General features: G+C 70.4%; 16 protein-coding genes. 14 read left to right on the forward strand and 2 right to left on the reverse strand.

Annotation, left to right across the window (positions count from 1 at the left end; all coding sequences use genetic code 11):
- The first annotated feature begins 44 nt into the window (after positions 1 to 44).
- The 6 genes from KV097_RS13795 to KV097_RS13820 all read left to right on the forward strand — a co-directional run bounded on the left by KV097_RS13795 (position 45) and on the right by KV097_RS13820 (position 6,682).
- Positions 45 to 1,910, forward strand: coding sequence for a helicase-associated domain-containing protein (locus KV097_RS13795; protein WP_220366199.1), 1,866 nt, complete (start codon positions 45 to 47; stop codon positions 1,908 to 1,910).
- On the forward strand, positions 1,907 to 2,755 hold the full coding sequence (locus KV097_RS13800; protein ID WP_301022138.1) for a thioesterase family protein: 849 nt from the start codon (positions 1,907 to 1,909) through the stop codon (positions 2,753 to 2,755). Before KV097_RS13795 ends, KV097_RS13800 begins: the two co-directional genes overlap by 4 nt.
- 175 nt (positions 2,756 to 2,930) lie before the next feature.
- Positions 2,931 to 3,521, forward strand: a complete 591-nt coding sequence (locus KV097_RS13805) for a CGNR zinc finger domain-containing protein (protein WP_220343522.1) — start codon at positions 2,931 to 2,933, stop codon at positions 3,519 to 3,521.
- A complete protein-coding gene (locus KV097_RS13810) occupies positions 3,518 to 5,152 on the forward strand; it encodes a DNA repair helicase XPB (RefSeq protein WP_220343521.1) in 1,635 nt (544 codons plus the stop codon). The genes KV097_RS13805 and KV097_RS13810 overlap by 4 nt, the downstream gene beginning before the upstream one ends.
- Before the next feature lie 295 nt (positions 5,153 to 5,447).
- Entirely contained in the window at positions 5,448 to 6,032 is a 585-nt protein-coding gene (locus KV097_RS13815; protein WP_220366201.1) for a TIGR03086 family metal-binding protein, read from the forward strand.
- A gap of 80 nt (positions 6,033 to 6,112) precedes the next feature.
- Positions 6,113 to 6,682 carry a calcium-binding protein gene (locus tag KV097_RS13820; protein WP_220366202.1) on the forward strand — a complete coding sequence of 190 codons (570 nt, stop codon included), beginning with the start codon at positions 6,113 to 6,115 and terminating at the stop codon, positions 6,680 to 6,682.
- A gap of 3 nt (positions 6,683 to 6,685) precedes the next feature.
- Here the strand turns inward: KV097_RS13820 and pflA are convergent, their stop codons facing one another.
- Together pflA and pflB are read right to left on the reverse strand one after the other, a co-directional pair.
- Positions 6,686 to 7,495, reverse strand: coding sequence for a pyruvate formate-lyase-activating protein (gene pflA / locus KV097_RS13825; protein ID WP_220343519.1), 810 nt, complete (start codon positions 7,493 to 7,495; stop codon positions 6,686 to 6,688).
- Positions 7,495 to 9,762 carry a formate C-acetyltransferase gene (gene pflB, locus KV097_RS13830; protein ID WP_220366203.1) on the reverse strand — a complete coding sequence of 756 codons (2,268 nt, stop codon included), beginning with the start codon at positions 9,760 to 9,762 and terminating at the stop codon, positions 7,495 to 7,497. Before pflB ends, pflA begins: the two co-directional genes overlap by 1 nt.
- 186 nt (positions 9,763 to 9,948) lie before the next feature.
- On the opposite strand from pflB, the gene KV097_RS13835 reads away from it, so the two are divergent.
- The 8 genes from KV097_RS13835 to KV097_RS13870 all read left to right on the forward strand — a co-directional run bounded on the left by KV097_RS13835 (position 9,949) and on the right by KV097_RS13870 (position 17,178).
- Entirely contained in the window at positions 9,949 to 10,638 is a 690-nt protein-coding gene (locus tag KV097_RS13835) for a GntR family transcriptional regulator (protein ID WP_220343517.1), read from the forward strand.
- A 107-nt stretch (positions 10,639 to 10,745) separates the two neighbouring features.
- Positions 10,746 to 11,927, forward strand: coding sequence for a branched-chain amino acid ABC transporter substrate-binding protein (locus tag KV097_RS13840; protein ID WP_220366204.1), 1,182 nt, complete (start codon positions 10,746 to 10,748; stop codon positions 11,925 to 11,927).
- A 67-nt stretch (positions 11,928 to 11,994) separates the two neighbouring features.
- Positions 11,995 to 12,888 carry a branched-chain amino acid ABC transporter permease gene (locus KV097_RS13845; RefSeq protein WP_220343515.1) on the forward strand — a complete coding sequence of 298 codons (894 nt, stop codon included), beginning with the start codon at positions 11,995 to 11,997 and terminating at the stop codon, positions 12,886 to 12,888.
- Between the two features lie 4 nt (positions 12,889 to 12,892).
- Entirely contained in the window at positions 12,893 to 14,065 is a 1,173-nt protein-coding gene (locus KV097_RS13850; RefSeq protein WP_220343514.1) for a branched-chain amino acid ABC transporter permease, read from the forward strand.
- The gene (locus KV097_RS13855; protein ID WP_220343513.1) at positions 14,062 to 14,862 is read left to right on the forward strand and encodes an ABC transporter ATP-binding protein; all 801 of its coding nucleotides are present in this window, start codon (positions 14,062 to 14,064) and stop codon (positions 14,860 to 14,862) included. The genes KV097_RS13850 and KV097_RS13855 overlap by 4 nt, the downstream gene beginning before the upstream one ends.
- Positions 14,859 to 15,569 carry an ABC transporter ATP-binding protein gene (locus KV097_RS13860; protein WP_220343512.1) on the forward strand — a complete coding sequence of 237 codons (711 nt, stop codon included), beginning with the start codon at positions 14,859 to 14,861 and terminating at the stop codon, positions 15,567 to 15,569. The genes KV097_RS13855 and KV097_RS13860 overlap by 4 nt, the downstream gene beginning before the upstream one ends.
- Positions 15,570 to 15,673: 104 nt before the next feature.
- Positions 15,674 to 16,852 (forward strand): FAD-binding oxidoreductase, encoded by a 1,179-nt coding sequence (locus tag KV097_RS13865; RefSeq protein WP_220366205.1) that lies wholly within the window; start codon positions 15,674 to 15,676, stop codon positions 16,850 to 16,852.
- The gene (locus KV097_RS13870; protein WP_308289433.1) at positions 16,849 to 17,178 is read left to right on the forward strand and encodes a (2Fe-2S)-binding protein; all 330 of its coding nucleotides are present in this window, start codon (positions 16,849 to 16,851) and stop codon (positions 17,176 to 17,178) included. The genes KV097_RS13865 and KV097_RS13870 overlap by 4 nt, the downstream gene beginning before the upstream one ends.
- The last annotated feature ends 1 nt before the right edge of the window (position 17,179 follow it).

The following is a 17,179-nucleotide window of genomic DNA, read 5'->3' on the forward strand; positions in this document are numbered from 1 at the left end:
AGCGTAGTGCGGGACGCTCCCGCCCCCGGACTACCGTGGGAGGGATGACGATGTCCGACGCCCCACCGCGCACCCTCGCGGACGACCTCCGGGCCCGTAGCGACGAGGCGCTGGTCGTCCTGCTGCGCGCACGTCCGGACCTTGGGGCGACCCCGCCGGCCGATATCGGACAGCTCGCGTCTCGAGCCGCCTCGCGACCCTCGGTGCTGTGGGCCCTGGACCGGCTCGACACCGCTCACCTCTCGACGCTCGCCGCGATGGCGGCCCTCGAGCCGCCGGTGTCGCTGGACGGACTGCGCCGGCAGGTCGACGCCGACGACGCCCGCATCGCGGCGATGGTGGCCCGTCTGCACGCGAGCGCACTGGTCTGGGGGCGTGACGGCGCGTGGCACGTCGTCCGCGAGGCGCGAGAGGTGCTGCGGACCTACGGGCCACGAGGCCCCTACGACGGGCCGCCGCCGGTGCGCACCCGCGAGGTCGACGACCGCCGTCATCGCAACGCGAGCGCGGGCACGGTGATGGAGGTCCTGCAACGTCTCGAGCACCTGCTCGGGTCGTGGGGCGAGAGTCCTCCACCGGTCCTCCGCTCCGGCGGGCGAGGCGTCCGCGACGTCCGCAACGCCGCCACAGCACTCGGCGTCACGGTCGACCACGTCGAGTTCCTGCTCGACCTCACCGAGTCCGCCGGTCTGCTGGCCCGCGCACCGGATGACGGCGCCGGTGAGGTGTGGGCCCCCACGACACTGTTCGACACGTGGCGCGACAGCCCGCCCGCCGCCCGGTGGGTGGCGGTCGCCACGGCGTGGCTCGCCGGCCCTGGGCGCCGGGTGCGGACACAGGTGCTCCGCGTGCTGTCGTCGCTCGACGGGGCCGCCTACGTCGACGCCGAAGAGGTCGTCGAAGCAGTGGCGTGGGCCGTGCCTCGGGCCGACGCCGATCGCGACGACCTGGTGCGACGAACGCTCGTCGAGGCGACCCGGCTCGGTGTCGTCACCCTGGATGCGTTGAGTCCTGCCGGCGCCGGTCTCGGGCTCCCGGACGCCGCGGCGGTCGTGGAGGGGCTGCTGCCGTCCCGGGTCGACCACGTTCTCGTTCAGGCTGACCTCACCGCGGTCGCCCCTGGCCCGCTCGAGCCCGCCGTCCGTGACCGGCTCGAGGACGTCGCCGACGTCGAGTCGCGCGGCGGTGCGACCGTCTACCGCTTCACGGCCGACTCCGTACGCCGCGCTCTCGACCGCGGTTGGCCGGCCAGCGAGATCCACGCCTTCGTCGAGCAGGTGTCGGTGACGCCGATCCCGCAGCCGCTGACCTACCTCGTCGACGACACCGCACGGCAGCACGGCCGGCTGCGGATCGGCGACGCGTCGGCGTACCTCCGCTCCGACGACCCCGCGGAGCTCGAGGCGCTGCTCGCCGACCCGACCATCGGCCCGATGCTGCACCGGATCGCCCCGACCGTCGCCGTCAGCACGGTCCGGCACGAGGTGCTCGCCGACCGGCTCTCGACCGCAGGGCACCGACCTGTCGGCGAGGAGCCGGGCGGCGTCCTGCGGGTGCGCCGTCGCGACCAGCGCCGCGCCGAGGTGGTCGACGCCGGCGTCCGGAGGATGGGCGACCCGGCCGAGGCCGTACGCGCGATCCGCGCCGGTGAGCGTGCGGCGTCGTTGCGACCGGCCGGCGGCCGCGACGAGCACCAGGGCTCGCTCGCGACCATGGCCCAGCTGCGGGAGGCCGCGGACGCGCAGGAGCCGGTCTGGGTCGCCTACATGGACCAGGCGGGCACCCGGACCGAGCGGGTCGTGGAGCCGCTGCGGGTGGACGCGGGATGGCTCACCGCCTTCGATCACCGTTCCCAGCGTGTGCAGCGCTTCGCGGTCCACCGGATCGTGCAGGTAGCGTCCGCTCCGTGAGCGAACTCTCCACGTCGAGCACGACGGTGCCGCTGCCCGAGCTCCCCGCCGCGAGCTTCTACGAGCGCGAGGACGACCACGCCTTCCGATCGACCGCAGCCACCGAGAGCCCGTGGGATCCCCGTGCGCAGCACGGGGGACCGCCGTCGGCGCTGCTCGCCCGCGCGATCGAGCACGGCGTGGACGACGCGTCGATGGCCGTGGCCAAGATCGACGTCGACTTCCTCGGCCCGATCCCGCAGGGCGTCTGCGAGGTCGCCGTCACGACGCTCCGCCCGGGCCGCCGCGTGCGGCTGGTGGAGGCGACGCTGACGGCGGACAGGCGGGCCGCCGCCAGCGCCCGGGCGTGGCTGGTGTCCCACGAGGACGGGCGCGCCCCCGCCACCGGCGCCACCACCGCCGTGCCCGGACTCCCTGCCCCGCAGCCTCATCCGCCGATGGTCGGGGTGCGGCCGGACTGGGGGTACGGGCGGGCGATCGAGTGGCGGTACGTCGTCGGCGCGCCGGACGGACAGGCGTCGGCCGACGACGGCGCGACCAGCGTCTGGATGCGCGCGCGGGTCCCGCTCGTGGCGGGCGAGGACACCTCGGCCCTCGCGCGGCTGATGGTGGTCGCGGACTCCGCGAACGGCGTGAGCGCGAACCTGGACCTGCGTGACTGGCTCTTCATCCCGCCAGGTCTCGGCGTGACGCTCCAGCGGCCGCCGTCGTCGGAGTGGGTGCACCTCGAGGCGGCCTCGTGGTCGCAGCCGCGCGGCACCGGGGTCGCCCACGCGGTCGCCAGCGACACGGACGGGCTCTGCGGCTTCGTGATGCAGCCGCTCCTGGTCGCGCCACGGCGCTGACGCCCTCGACCCCGCACACGACATCACCCTCGCCATGTCGGGGGGGTACATCGGCGAGGGTGACGGGTAACAGGCATCTCTGCCGCTACGTCTTACATACTACCGGGCGGTAGGTGAGGTCCAAAGCGGCTTCCAGGCCTTACCGCCGACGGGAGTGCGCCAGTAGGATGGAGGGATGGACTTCGTCGGGTACGCCGAGCGCGCCGCCGAGCTCGTGAACGCCCGCCTGGTCACCGTCGACGACGTCCGCGCCCACCTCCGCGAGCGCCAGTGGCTGGTCCGGCAGGCCACCGAGCGCGACGTCCGCGCGCTCCGACGCTTCCAGCGTCGGCTGCGCACGGTCTTCGAGCAGGGCAGCGCCGGACAGCCCGACGCGGTGGTCTACTCCCTCAACGCACTGCTCGCGTCGCACCGGATCACGCCTCTCATCGTCCCCACCGACGCAACGGCCACCGACACCGCCACCGACACCACGAAGGTCGCCGACGGCGCCGCGAGCGGATGGCGGCTGCACGTCGCCGACCGCGCGGCCTCGGTCGCGGAGCTGCTGGTGGCCGAGTCCCTCATGGGACTCGCCACGCTCGTCTGTGACCTGACGCCGGCGAGGCTCGGCGTGTGCGCCGCCCATGCGTGCACCAACACCTATGTCGACCTCTCACCCAACCGCTCGCGGCGATTCTGCTCCGAGCGGTGCTCCTCCCGCGCGAACGTCGCGGCCTACCGGGCACGCCAGAAGTCGCGCCCGATCCCTGGAGGTATCGCATGACCGACGGACCGCTGATCGTGCAGTCCGACAAGACGCTGCTGCTCGAGGTCGACCACGAGCAGGCTGCCGAGTGTCGTCGGGTCATCGCGCCCTTCGCCGAGCTGGAGCGCTCGCCCGAGCACATCCACACCTACCGGATCACCCCGCTCGGACTGTGGAACGCCCGGGCCGCCGGCCACGACGCCGAGCAGGTCGTGGACGCCTTGATGGACTACTCGCGCTATCCCGTCCCGCACGCGCTGCTGGTCGACGTCGCGGAGACCATGTCTCGCTACGGCCGCCTCCGACTCGAGAACCACCCGGTGCACGGCCTCGTTCTCTCCACCACCGACCGGCCCGTGCTCGAGGAGGTCGTCCGTGCCAAGCGCATCCAGGGCATGCTCGGCGACCGCATCGACGACGACACCGTCGTGGTCCACCCCAGCGAGCGCGGGTCCCTCAAGCAGGCGCTGCTCAAGGTGGGCTGGCCCGCGGAGGACCTCGCCGGGTACGTCGACGGCGAGGCTCACGCCATCAGCCTGTCCGACGGCGAGTGGCACCTGCGGCCGTACCAGTCGGAGGCGGTCGAGTCCTTCTGGCACGGCGGGTCCGGCGTCGTCGTGCTGCCGTGCGGTGCGGGCAAGACGATCGTCGGTGCCGCGGCGATGGCCCAGGCCAGCTCGACGACCTTGATCCTCGTGACCAACACGGTCTCGGCGCGGCAGTGGAAGGAGGAGCTGCTCCGTCGTACGACGTTGACCGAGGACGAGATCGGTGAGTACTCCGGCGCCAAGAAGGAGGTCCGCCCGGTCACCATCGCGACCTATCAGGTGATGACCACGCGGCGGAAGGGGGTCTATCCCCACCTCGAGCTGTTCGACGCGCGCGACTGGGGCCTGATCATCTATGACGAGGTCCACCTGCTGCCGGCTCCGATCTTCCGGATGACCGCCGACCTGCAGGCCCGCCGCCGCATCGGCCTCACGGCGACCCTGGTGCGCGAGGACGGTCACGAGGGTGACGTCTTCAGCCTGATCGGCCCGAAGCGGTACGACGCGCCGTGGAAGGACATCGAGGCGCAGGGCTACATCGCCCCCGCGGACTGCGTCGAGGTGCGGGTGACCCTGAGCGACTCCGAGCGGATCGTCTACGCCACGGCCGAGGCCGACGTGCGCTACCGGCTCGCGGCCTCGACCGACCGCAAGACCGACGTCGTCGAGCGACTCGTGGAGGAGCACCGCGGCGAGCCGACGCTGGTGATCGGCCAGTACATCGACCAGCTGGACGACCTCGCCGAGCGCCTGGGCGCTCCGCTGATCAAGGGCGAGACGTCGGTCAAGGAGCGCGAGGCGCTGTTCGCAGCCTTCCGTACCGGGGAGATCGGGCTCCTCGTCGTCTCCAAGGTCGCCAACTTCTCCGTCGACCTGCCCGAGGCGTCCGTCGCGATCCAGGTGTCGGGCTCGTTCGGGTCGCGGCAGGAGGAGGCGCAGCGTCTCGGGCGCCTGCTGCGCCCCAAGGGCGACGGCCGTACGGCGCGCTTCTACGCCGTCGTCGCCCGGGACACCGTCGACGCGGAGTTCGCCCAGCACCGGCAGCGGTTCCTCGCCGAGCAGGGCTACGCCTACCGGATCGTCGACGCCGCCGACGTCTGAGCCGGCTCGCGCAGGCGGGGAGACATGGACCGGATCCACCGACCCCGAGGCTGTGGTCTTCGACATGCTGGGCACGCTGGTCGACGAGCCGAGCGGTCGCAGCAGTACATCGCGCAAGGACGCCGTGGGTACGTCAGCACCGAGGTCGTCGATCGCGAGACCGCGCAGCTCGTCGCCGACCTGACGGGCTGAGGGACTGATGGGCTGACGGACTGATGGGTTGGCGTGCCGATGATTTTGGGAGGCTTGCCGAGTCGGGGATGTGACCGGACCCGAAACGACGAGAGGCTCACCCGTGCCTGATCTTCTGGACCTCGGCCCCGCCGCCCGTCGCGTCAGCGCTCTGCTCGAGGGCGTCGACGACGGCGAGCTCGGTCGACCGACCCCGTGCGAGTACGACGTCGCGACCCTGCTGGACCATCTCGACGGACTTGCCCTCGCCTTCACGCTCGCGGCCCGCAAGTCCGACGACCCGGCGCTCGCCGCCCCACCGCAACCGTCGGACGCAGGTCTCTCCCCGGGGTGGCGAGAGCGGATCCCGCAGCGCCTCGATGCGCTCGCCGAGGCCTGGCGGTCTCCGGAGGCGTGGACAGGTGAGGCGACGGCGGGAGGCGTCACGATGCCTGCGGAGATCGCCGGCGTCGTGGCCCTGGACGAGATCGTGCTGCACGGTTGGGACCTCGCCCGCGCCACCGGCCAGCCGTACGAGGTCGACCCGGAAGCCCTCACCATCGTCCACCGCTTCGTCGAGGAGTCGGCGGCGCCGGAGCAGGCCGAGGCGCGCGAGGGGTTGTTCGGGCCTCCGCTGCCGGTGGCTGCGGACGCTCCCCCTGCTCGACCGGGTCGTCGCGCTCGCCGGGCGCTCTCCCTCCTGGCCTGACTGAGCCGTTCGTGCAGAGCGGCCCGATCGGGGGTTGTCTGGAGGGACAGCGACCAGATCCCCTGCCGAAGGAGAGACCCATGACTCGCACCAGCATCCGCCGCCGGAGCGCGGCCCTCGGAGCGGCATCCGTGCTCGGGATCGCCGGCCTTGCCCTCACGGCCGGCTCCGCGGACGCTGCCCAGGCAGCCACCTGCGGTGGTCTCCGGGCCACGATCGTCGGCACCGCCGGCGACGACAACATCCGCGGCACCGGTGGGCGGGACGTGATCGCCGGGCTCGGCGGCGAGGACGACATCCGGGGGCTCGGCGGCAACGACGTCATCTGCGGCGGCGCCGGCGAGGACGACCTCGAGGGCGGCACCGGCAGCGACCGCCTGTACGGCGGGTCCCGAGGCGACGACATCGAGGGCGGCTCCGGCAACGACCGCATCTGGGGCGGCTCCGGCAACGACGACCTGCAGGGCGGCGTGGGCAACGACCGTCTCCGCGGCGGGTCGGGCAACGACGACATTGAGGGCAACCGTGGGCGCGACCGCCTGTGGGGTGGCCCGGGCAACGACACGCTCGAGGGTGGTCCAGGCAGGGACGTCCTGCGGGGCGGCCCGGGACGCGACCGCCTCTACCAGGGCAGCGAGCGCGACGACTGAGGGTCAGCCGACGTACGTCGGCAGACCGTGCGCCTCGAACTGGCGGCGGACCCGCGCGACCAGCTCGGGTGAGGGCGGCGCGACGTCGGCGAGCGCGTACGGGGTGTCGAGCCGCTCCCACTTCCCGCGGCCCAGCTGGTGGAAGGGGAGGATCTCGACGCGGGTGACGTTGGGCCAGCGCTCGACGATCCGCGCCACGTTCTCGACGTTGTCGACAGCGTCGGTCAGCCCGGGAACGAGCACGAACCGCACCCAGACCTCGGTTCCCCGCGCTGCCAGGCGGTCTCCGAAGTCGATCGTCGGTCGGAGGGTGCGGCCGGTCGCACGCCGGTAGGTCTCCTCGTCCCCGGCCTTGACGTCGAGCAGCACCAGGTCGACGTCGTCGAGCATCTCGTCGGTCGCGGCGGCACCGAGGAAGCCCGAGGTGTCGAGCGCCGTACGCACCCCCAGCTGCTTCACCCCGCGCAGGACACGGGCGACGAACCGCGGCTGCATCAACGGCTCACCGCCCGACAGCGTGAGGCCGCCGCCGGTCGCCTCGAACACCGGCCGGTAGCGCGCGACGCGGGCGACCAGGTCGTCGGCGCGCACCTCTGTGCCGTCACGCATCCTCCAGGTGTCGGGGTTCTGGCAGTAGAGGCAGCGCAACGGGCATCCGGTCAGGAACGTCGTCATCCGGGTCCCAGGCCCGTCGACCGCCGTCACGAGCTCCCAGGAGTGGACCGCCCCCACCTCGCCGGAGCGCATCGCCGCCAGCCGCTCCTCGCGGTCGAGCTCGACCGCGGGGAGGTCGGCGAGAACGGTGGCGGTCATCAGGCGACGGCCCCGTGGAACGTGCGCGACAGCACGTCGAGCTGCTGCTCGCGCGTGAGGCGGACGAAGTTCACTGCGTACCCCGACACCCGGACGGTGAGCTGCGGGTACTTCTCCGGGTGCTCCATCGCGTCCTCGAGGGTCTCGCGGTTCAGGACGTTGACGTTCATGTGGTAGCCGTCGGAGCCGGTGTAGGCGTCGAGGAGGCCGACGAGGTTCGTGACCTGCTCCTCCTTCGTGCGACCGAGTCCCGACGGCACCACGGTGTTCGTCAGCGAGATGCCGTCCTGCGCGTCGTCGTAGGCGAGCTTCGCCACCGACAGCGCGCTGGCGAGCATCCCGTGGGTGTCACGCCCGTTCATCGGGTTGGCGCCCGGCGCGAACGGCTCGCCCCGGCGGCGTCCGTCCGGGGTGTTGCCGGTGGCCTTGCCGTAGACGACGTTGGACGTGATGGTGAGGACCGACTGCGTGTGAAGCGCGTCCCGGTAGGTCGGGTAGGCGCGCAGCTTCTCCATGAACCGCTCGACGAGGTCGCGCGCGATGGCGTCGACCCGGTCGTCGTCGTTGCCGAAGGTCGGGAAGTCGCCGGTGGTGTCGAAGTCCACGACGATCCCTCGCTCGTCGAAGACCGGGACCACGCGTGCGTACTTGATCGCCGACAACGAGTCCGCGGCCACCGACAGCCCTGCGATGCCGCACGCCATCGTCCGCAGCACGTCGGTGTCGTGCAGCGCCATCTCGAGCCGCTCGTAGGCGTACTTGTCGTGCATGTAGTGGATGACGTTGAGCGCCTCCACGTACGTCCCGGCGAGCCAGTCCATCTCGGCGTCGAAGCGCTTCATCACGTCGCGGTAGTCCAGCGGTCCCTCGTCGACCGGCGAGGCGGCCGGTCCGACCTGCTTGCCGGTGATCTCGTCGCGGCCGCCGTTGATGGCGTAGAGCAAGGTCTTGGCGAGGTTCACCCGCGCGCCGAAGAACTGCATCTGCTTGCCGACGCGCATCGGGGACACACAGCACGCGATGGCCGCGTCGTCACCCCACCACTCACGGATGTGGTGGTCGGACTCGTACTGGATGGCCGACGTGTCGATCGAGACCTGCGCGGCGAAGCGCTTGAATCCCTCGGGGAGTCGGTCGCTCCACAGCACGGTGAGGTTCGGCTCCGGCGCGGGACCGAGGTTGTAGAGGGTCTGGAGGTAGCGGAACGTCGTCTTGGTGACCAGAGGGCGCCCGTCGTCGCCCATGCCCGCGAGCGACTCCGTCACCCAGGTCGGGTCGCCGCTGAACAGGGCGTCGTACTCGGGCGTCCGAAGGAAGCGGACGATGCGCAGCTTGATGACGAAGTCGTCGATCAGCTCCTGCGCCTGAGACTCGGTCAGGTCGCCACGGGCCAGGTCGCGCTCGAGGTAGATGTCGAGGAAGGTCGCCGTGCGACCGAGCGACATCGCGGCACCGTTCTGCTCCTTCACGGCGCCGAGGTAGGCGAAGTAGGTCCACTGGACGGCCTCACGGGCGTTCGTCGCCGGCTGCGAGATGTCGAACCCGTACGAGGCGGCCATCTGCCCGAGCTCCTGGAGCGCGCGGATCTGCTCGCTGTTCTCCTCGCGGGCGCGGATGATGTCCTCCGACGCAGGCTGGCGGTCGAGGAGGGCCCGGTCGTTGCGCTTGTCGGCGATGAGGGCGTCGACCCCGTACAGCGCCACGCGGCGGTAGTCGCCGATGATGCGGCCTCGTCCGTAGGCGTCCGGGAGGCCGGTGATGACGTGCGACGAACGGGCCGCTCGCACCGAGGGCGGGTAGGCGTCGAAGACACCCTGGTTGTGGGTCTTGCGGTACTCGGTGAAGACCTTCTTGAGCATCGGGTCGACCGGGTAGCCGTACGTCTCGAGGGCGTTCTCGACCATGCGCCACCCACCGTTGGGCATCATCGCCCGCTTGAGCGGAGCATCGGTCTGAAGCCCGACGATGAGCTCGTTCGCCCGGTCGATGTAGCCGGGCGCGTGGGCGGTGATGCCGGCCGGAGTGTGCCAGTCGACGTCGTAGACGCCCTTCTCGCGCTCCTCGGGGAAGAGACTGCTGACCCGGCGCCAGAGCGCGCTGGTCCGTTCGGTCGGGCCGGCGAGGAACGCACTGTCGCCGTCGTACGGCGTGTAGTTGCGCTGGATGAAGTCCCGGACGTCGATGCGGGTCTGCCACGGCCCGTCGACGAAGCCCTCCCAGCCGCGGCCACGGCCGGTCTCGGTGCGCAGTTCGGTCGCGATGGTCATGCCCTTTCCCCTCGTCGCTGGTGGGATGCTCTCGCTATGTCCAACGCCGGACGAATTGTTGTTCGAGTCGCCAAACGGTGTGGTGTTCGCCATATCCGGCACCTCTCGTCGAGATACGAGGACCAAGGTGCCCACGGTGCAAGGGTCGGTACTATGTGACGCATCACTGATCGAGGAGTGGGTCCATTGCCGACCTGGACGTCCCGCCGGATCGAGCCCGGTCACAGCCTGCGCGAGCAGATCGAGGAGTCGCTGACCGCGGCGATCGTCACCGGCCTCGTGGAACCGCACGAGCTGCTCACCGTCCCTGTGCTCGCGTCACAGTACGAGGTGTCGGCCACGCCGGTGCGCGAGGCGATGCTCAACCTCGCTCGTCGCGGTTTCGTCGTCCCCGTGCGCAACAAGGGCTTCCGCGTCCGCGAGGTCGGGCGTGACGAGCTCTCCAACCTCGTACGGACCAGGCGCCTGCTGGAGTGCCCCACGATGCTCGACGTCGCCGAGCGGTTCACCGCGGCGGACCGGCCCGCCTTCGACGCGCTCGTCGTCCGCGTCCGCGACGCGGCCGACGCGCGGGACTTCCCGACCTACGTCCGGGCCGACAAGGAGCTTCACCTCGGTCTCCTCGCGCTCCTGGGCAACCCGATCCTCGTCGAGGTTGTCGGCAACCTGCGCGACCAGACACGCACGGTGGGCATCGCCGCCAAGATCACCCGCGAGCAGCTCCGGGCGTCGATCGACGAGCACGAGGCCCTCCTCGACTTCCTGGAGGCCGGCGACGGGGCGGCGGCGAGCGAGCTGATGTCACGCCACATCGGTCACGTCCTCGGCTGGTGGAGCGGTGTGGCGGAGGACACCACGCCGTCGGCGACGTTGTAACCCAACTGTTTTCCCTATCTACTTCCGCGTAATCCGCGTCACGTGATATGTAATATGTCACATATCAAGGCACGGCGATGACCCGCGCCGACGAGGAAGGAACACGCATGAAGAGCACTCGGTCCGCGTCGGTCTGGCGGCGCGCCCGCTATCTGGCCGCCAGCGTCGCTCTCGCGACTGCCGTCGCAGGTTGCGGCGGTGGCGTCGGTGGAAGCGACGACGAGAAGTCCGGCGACACGATCAAGTTCGGCATGCTCGCCCCCTTCTCCGGTACGGAGAGCGCGTTCGGCGACTACATGAAGAACGGCGCCGCCCTCGCCGTCGAGGAGATCAACGCCGACGGCGGCATCGACGGCAAGGACATCGAGCTCGTGACCCAGGACGACGGGTGCGACGCGACGACCGCCGTCGCGGCCGCCAACAAGCTCGTCTCCCAGGGAGTCGTGGCGTCGGTGGGCGGCTACTGCTCGGGCGCGACGCTCCCGACGCTCCCGATCTTCCTGCAGGCCGAGGTGCCGATGGTCATCCCGGCGGCCAACTCCAACGCGCTCGTCGAGGCCGACCAGGAGAACGTCTTCCTCATCAACGGCACCGGCACCCAGCAGGCCGCCGCCGCCGTCGCGTTCGCGAAGAAGGAGGGTGCCTCCAAGATCGCGGTGATCGACGACTCGACCGACTACTCCGTCGACCTCGCCGACTCGTTCGTCGAGCAGGCCAAGTCCGCCGGTCTCGACGTCGTGCTGGACGCGACCATGACGCCGAAGGAGAAGGACTACTCCGCCGAGGCCAACAAGCTCGTGAAGTCCGGCGCCGACTTCGTCTACTGGACGGGCTACTACCAGGAGGGCGGCCTGCTGAACCGCCAGTCCAAGGACGCCGGCTACAAGGGCACGTTCCTCGCCGGTGACGGCTCGGTCGATGCCAGCTTCGCGGAGATCTCCGGCAAGGACTACACCGACAACGTCTACGCGACCTTCACCCAGACGCCCGACATGCTCGAGGGTGCCGAGGACTGGATCGCCGACTACACGAAGAAGTTCGGCGACGAGCCTGGCCCGTACTCGACGCAGTCCTACGACGCGGTCCGGGTGATGGCCGAGGCGATCAAGAACGCCGACTCCACCGAGATGAAGGACGTCAACGCCGCGCTGCGCGACCTCGACGGGTTCCCCGCCTTCTCCGGTCCGATCACCTTCACCGAGGAAGGCACCCTCGCCGAGGGCGGCTTCGCGATCGTGACGATCGGCGACGACGGCTCGTTCGTCCTGCACGACGACCTGCAGGGCTGACGTCTGAGAGGGGTCCCGGCTCCTGTGGGGCCGGGACCCCGTATCGCTGGATCACGATCGGAGCCTCATGTCGCAGATCATCATCAACGGCCTGTTCGTCGGGTCGTTCTACGCCCTCATCGCGCTCGGCTACAGCATGGTGTACGGGATCATCAAGCTGCTCAACTTCGCCCACGGCGACGTCTACATGATCGGCGCCTTCGTCGGCTTCGTCCTGCTGACGTCCTTCGGTGGCCTCGCCGCAGCGGCCACCATCCCGACACTCGTCCTGCTCGTGCTGGTCGCGATGATCTTCACCGGGCTGCTCGGGGTGACGGTCGAGCGCGTGGCGTACAGACCGTTGAGATCGTCACCACGGTTGGCGGTCCTCATCACCGCGGTGGGCATGTCCTTCACCCTCGAGTACGCGGTCCGCCAGATCTTCGGCCCGTCCCCCAAGGCGTACCCCGTGCGGGTCAGCGGAGGCAGCGTCGAGTTCATCGGTGCTCGCATCTCCACCGCACAGCTGGTGCTGATGGCCCTCGCCGCACTCCTGATGGTCGTGCTCGCGTTCTACGTGAACCGCACGCGGGAGGGCCGCGCGATGCGCGCCATCGCCCTGGACCCCGCGGCCTCGACCCTGATGGGCATCAACGTCAACCGCGTCATCTCGCGGGTCTTCTTCATCGGCTCGGCACTGGCCGGCGCCGCAGGCGTCATGGCCGGCGCCTACTACGGCTCGATCGACTTCCTCATGGGGTTCGTGATCGGCATCAAGGCATTCACGGCCGCGGTGATCGGCGGCATCGGGAACCTGTACGGCGCGATGCTCGGCGGACTGACGCTCGGTCTGCTCGAGTCCTTCGGGACCGCCTGGCTCGGAGGGGAGTGGCGCGACGTGTTCTCGTTCGCCTGTCTGATCATCTTCTTGTCGTTCAAGCCGACCGGCATCCTCGGTGCCCGCGTCGTCGAGCGGATGTGACCCGATGAAGACTCAGGCCTCCATCACCGCGCCCGCCCCGACCCGCGCCCGTCCCGAGCGTTCCCGTGGTTGGCGCAGCGACGACAGCGTGCTGCGGCTGCTCGGCATCGCCGCATTCGCCTTCGTGCTGCTCCTGCCGTTCATCAACGCGTCGCCGTACACGATCTCGATCATGACCACGGCACTCATCTACGTGATGCTCGCGCTCGGTCTCAACGTCGTGGTCGGCTATGCGGGCCTCCTCGACCTCGGTTACATCGCGTTCTTCGCGGTCGGCGCCTACACGTCGGGCATCCTGACCACCCACTTCGGCTGGTCGATGGTCTTCGCCGTGCCCGGCGTCATCGTCGCCTGCATCATCGCCGGCATCGTCATCGGCGGTCCGACGCTGCGGCTGCGCAGCGACTACCTCGCGATCGTCACGCTCGGGTTCGGCGAGATCATCCGCCTGACGGCCAACAACCTGGAGATCACCGGGGGCCCGTCCGGCATCCACGGGATCCCCTCGTGGCAGCTCTTCGGCTGGGACCTCGCCGACGGCGTCACCATCGCGGGCATCTTCTTCAACGGCAAGGTCGTCTTCTACTACTTCGTCGCCGTGATCGTCGGCCTCGTCGGAGTGGTAGCACTCGGGCGACTCGCCCGCGGCAAGATGGGCCGCGCGTGGAAGGCGGTCCGCGACGACGAGGACGCCGCCGAGGCGATGGGCATCAACACCTACGTCACCAAGATCACCGCCTACATCATCGGTGCGGTCTGGGCGGGACTCGCCGGGCAGCTGATGGGGACGCACCTCACCGCGATCTCCCCCAACAGCTTCTTGTTCCTCTACTCGGCGTTGATCCTCATGGCCGTCGTGCTCGGCGGGATGGGCTCGGTGCCCGGCGTCATCATCGGCGCGCTGTTCGTCTCGCTGGCGCCTGAGTTCCTGCGGGAGTTCGCGGAGTGGCGGTTCCTGCTCTTCGGTGTGCTGCTGGTCGTGACCATGATCTTCCGTCCGACGGGCATCTGGCCCGCGACGGCCGTCCTCCCGTGGTCCAAGGACAAGCACGTCGACGAGGACGTCGACGAGGTGGAGCAGGACTCGGCCCCTGAGACGCGCGACGAGGCTGAGCTGAACGAGGGCGAGGACACCGGCGGCGACCTGCTCGCCCGCCGGGAAGGAGAGAACCGATGACCGCGACCACCACGGAGACCGGAGAGGTCCTGCTCGAGGTCACCGACCTGCACCTGGCCTTCGGCGGCGTGAAGGCCGTGGACGGACTGTCGATGTCGGTGCGCTCGGGCGAGATCCTCTCGGTCATCGGTCCGAACGGGGCGGGCAAGACGTCCGCCTTCAACTGCATCTCCGGGTTCTACCGTCCCACCAGCGGATCGATCACGTTCAAGGGCCGCTCGATCGTACGGTCGCTGCCGTCGACGATCACGAAGGCGGGGATGGCACGCACCTTCCAGAACCTGCGGCTGTTCCGGGAGCTGTCGGTCCTCGACAACGTGAAGACCGCGATGCACGCTGCCCTGCGTCAGCGCTGGTACGACGCCATGCTGCACACCCCGCGTTACAAGCGCAGCGAGCGGCAGTGCCTCGAGGAGGCGCGTGGGTGGCTCGACTTCGTCGGCTTCACCGGCGACGAGGACCTCTACGTGACCCAGCTCCCGTACGGCGAGCAGCGTCGGGTGGAGATCGCTCGTGCCCTCGCCACGAAGCCCCGCCTGCTGCTGCTCGACGAGCCGGCCGCCGGCCTGAACCACAACGAGAAGCAGCAGCTGGTCGCCCTCATCCGGCGGATCCGCGACCTGGGGATCGGCATCGTCCTCATCGAGCACGACATGGGGCTGGTGATGGACATCTCCGAGCGCATCATCGTGCTCAACCACGGCAAGGAGATCGCCGACGGGACTCCCGCGGAGATCAAGAGCGACCCGAAGGTGATCGAGGCGTATCTCGGCTCCGAGGACGAGGAGGACGCATGAGCGGGCTGGTCGTCGAGGACGTGGACGTCTACTACGGACGGGTCCACGCGCTGCGTTCGCTGAGCTTCCACGTGGACCAGGGCGAGATCGTCGCGCTGCTCGGCAACAACGGCGCCGGCAAGACCACGACGATGAACCTCATCTCGGGACTGGTCAAGCCGTCGTCGGGGTCGGTGACCTGGGACGGGACCGACCTGCGGTCGGTGCCGGCACACGACCTCGTCCCTCGCGGCGTGGTCCACGTGCCCGAGGGCCGGCGGATCTTCAGCACGATGACGGTGCACGAGAACCTCATGCTCGGCGGCTACCGCGTGCGCGACACCTCGGTGATCGACGAGCGCGTCGAGCGGGTCTACGCCTTGATGCCGCGCCTGCTCGAGCGGCGGCGCCAGCAGGGCGGCACGCTGTCGGGCGGCGAGCAGCAGATGCTGGCGATCGGCCGCGCCCTCGTGGCCGATCCGCGACTGCTCCTGCTCGACGAGCCGTCGATGGGCCTTGCTCCGCTGATCGTCAAGCAGGTCATGGAGATCATCGCCGAGGTCAACGCCCAGGGGACCACCGTGCTCCTGGTGGAGCAGAACGCGAAGGCGGCGCTGCGCATCGCCGACCGTGCGTACGTCGTCGAGACAGGGCGTGTGACGTTGTCGGGCGCCGCCGACGAGCTCGCGGGAGACGCGCGCGTCGTCGAGGCGTACCTCGGCTCCTGATCCCGCGACTCGACGTCACGCCAGAACACAGCCCGACCCGAGAGATCGCTCCGTCCCTACCAGTAATATGTGATATATTACTGACTCCCGAACGAGGAGGCACCATGCGCGCCATCGTGGTCGGCGCCGGCATCGTCGGTGCCGCCTGTGCCCGGAGCCTCGCCCGGGCCGGGGTCGACGTTCTCGTCCTCGAGCGGGGCGCCGCCGTCGGAGGCACGTCGGCGGCCTGCGAGGGCAATCTCCTCGTCTCCGACAAGACACCCGGACCGGAGCTCGACCTCTCGCTGCTGGCGGCCGACCGGTGGGCCACGGTCGCCGCCGAGCTGCACGAGGAGCTCGGGGCGGCCTTCCCCTCGGTCGAGTACGAACGCAAGGGCGGGCTCGTCGTCTCCACGACCGCCGACGGCGCCGACGCCCTGCGGGCGTTCGCCGCGACGCAGCGCACGGCAGGTGTCGACGCGCAGGACGTCGACACCGCCGGGGCGCTGGCCCTCGAGCCGTACCTCACCCGCGACGTCACCGCAGGCGTGCTCTATCCGCAGGATGCCCAGGTGCAGCCGGTGACGGCGGCCGAGGCGCTGCTGGCCTCCGCCCGCCACGCGGGGGCGATCGTCCTCACCGAGACCGAGGTCGTCGGGGCCGTCCGCAGCACAGACGGTCGCCTGATCGGTGTCTCGACACCCGCAGGCGACCACGGTGGAGACGTCGTCGTGAACGCGGCCGGCCCGTGGGCAGGCGACGTCGCCCGACGTCTCGGCGTCCACCTGCCGGTCCTCCCCCGGCGCGGGATGGTGCTCGTCACGACACGGATGCCGCACCGCGTGCTCCACAAGGTCTACGACGCCGACTACGTCGGTGCCACCCAGTCCGCGGACGCCGACCTCCAGACCTCGACCGTGGTGGAGTCCACCGCGGCCGGCACGGTCCTCATCGGCTCCTCTCGCCAGCGTGTCGGCTTCGACGACCGCCTCGACGTCGAGGTCGTCCGTGAGATCGCGGCGAAGTCGCTGCGCATCTTCCCGTTCCTCACCAGCGCGTCGGTGCTGCGCACGTACGGCGGCTTCCGCCCCTACATGCCCGACCACCTGCCGCTCGTCGGGGCTGATCCCCGCCTACCCGGGCTCTTCCACGTCACCGGCCACGAAGGCGCCGGCATCGGCCTCTCGGTGCCCTCGGCCGACCTGCTCCACGCGCTGGTGACCGGCTCCGCGGCCCCACTCGACCCGGCGGCGTTCGCGGTCGACCGCCCCACGCTCGCGCCCTACCTCGAGGAGGCATCGTGACCCCGCGTCCTGTCGACCCCGCCCGCGATCCCGCGGAGCCGGCCCTCGCCACGACGGTGACCATCGAGTTCGAGGGGCGCCGGTACGAGGGCGTGCGCGGCCAGACCGTCGCCGGCATCCTGCTCTCCCACGACGTCCTCGACTGGCGTACGACGTCGGTCTCCGGAGCGGGCCGGGGCCTCTTCTGCGGGATCGGCGTCTGCTTCGACTGCGTCGTGAGCGTCGACGGTGTCCGCGACGTCCGTGCGTGCCAGCGACGCGCCCGCGGCGGCGAGCTGGTCGAGCGCCAGCACGACCGGCTGCCCCAGCCCCGAGAGGAGCGATGAC

The sequence above is a fragment of the Mumia sp. zg.B17 genome, assembly GCF_019550915.1.
Taxonomy (GTDB): domain Bacteria; phylum Actinomycetota; class Actinomycetes; order Propionibacteriales; family Nocardioidaceae; genus Mumia.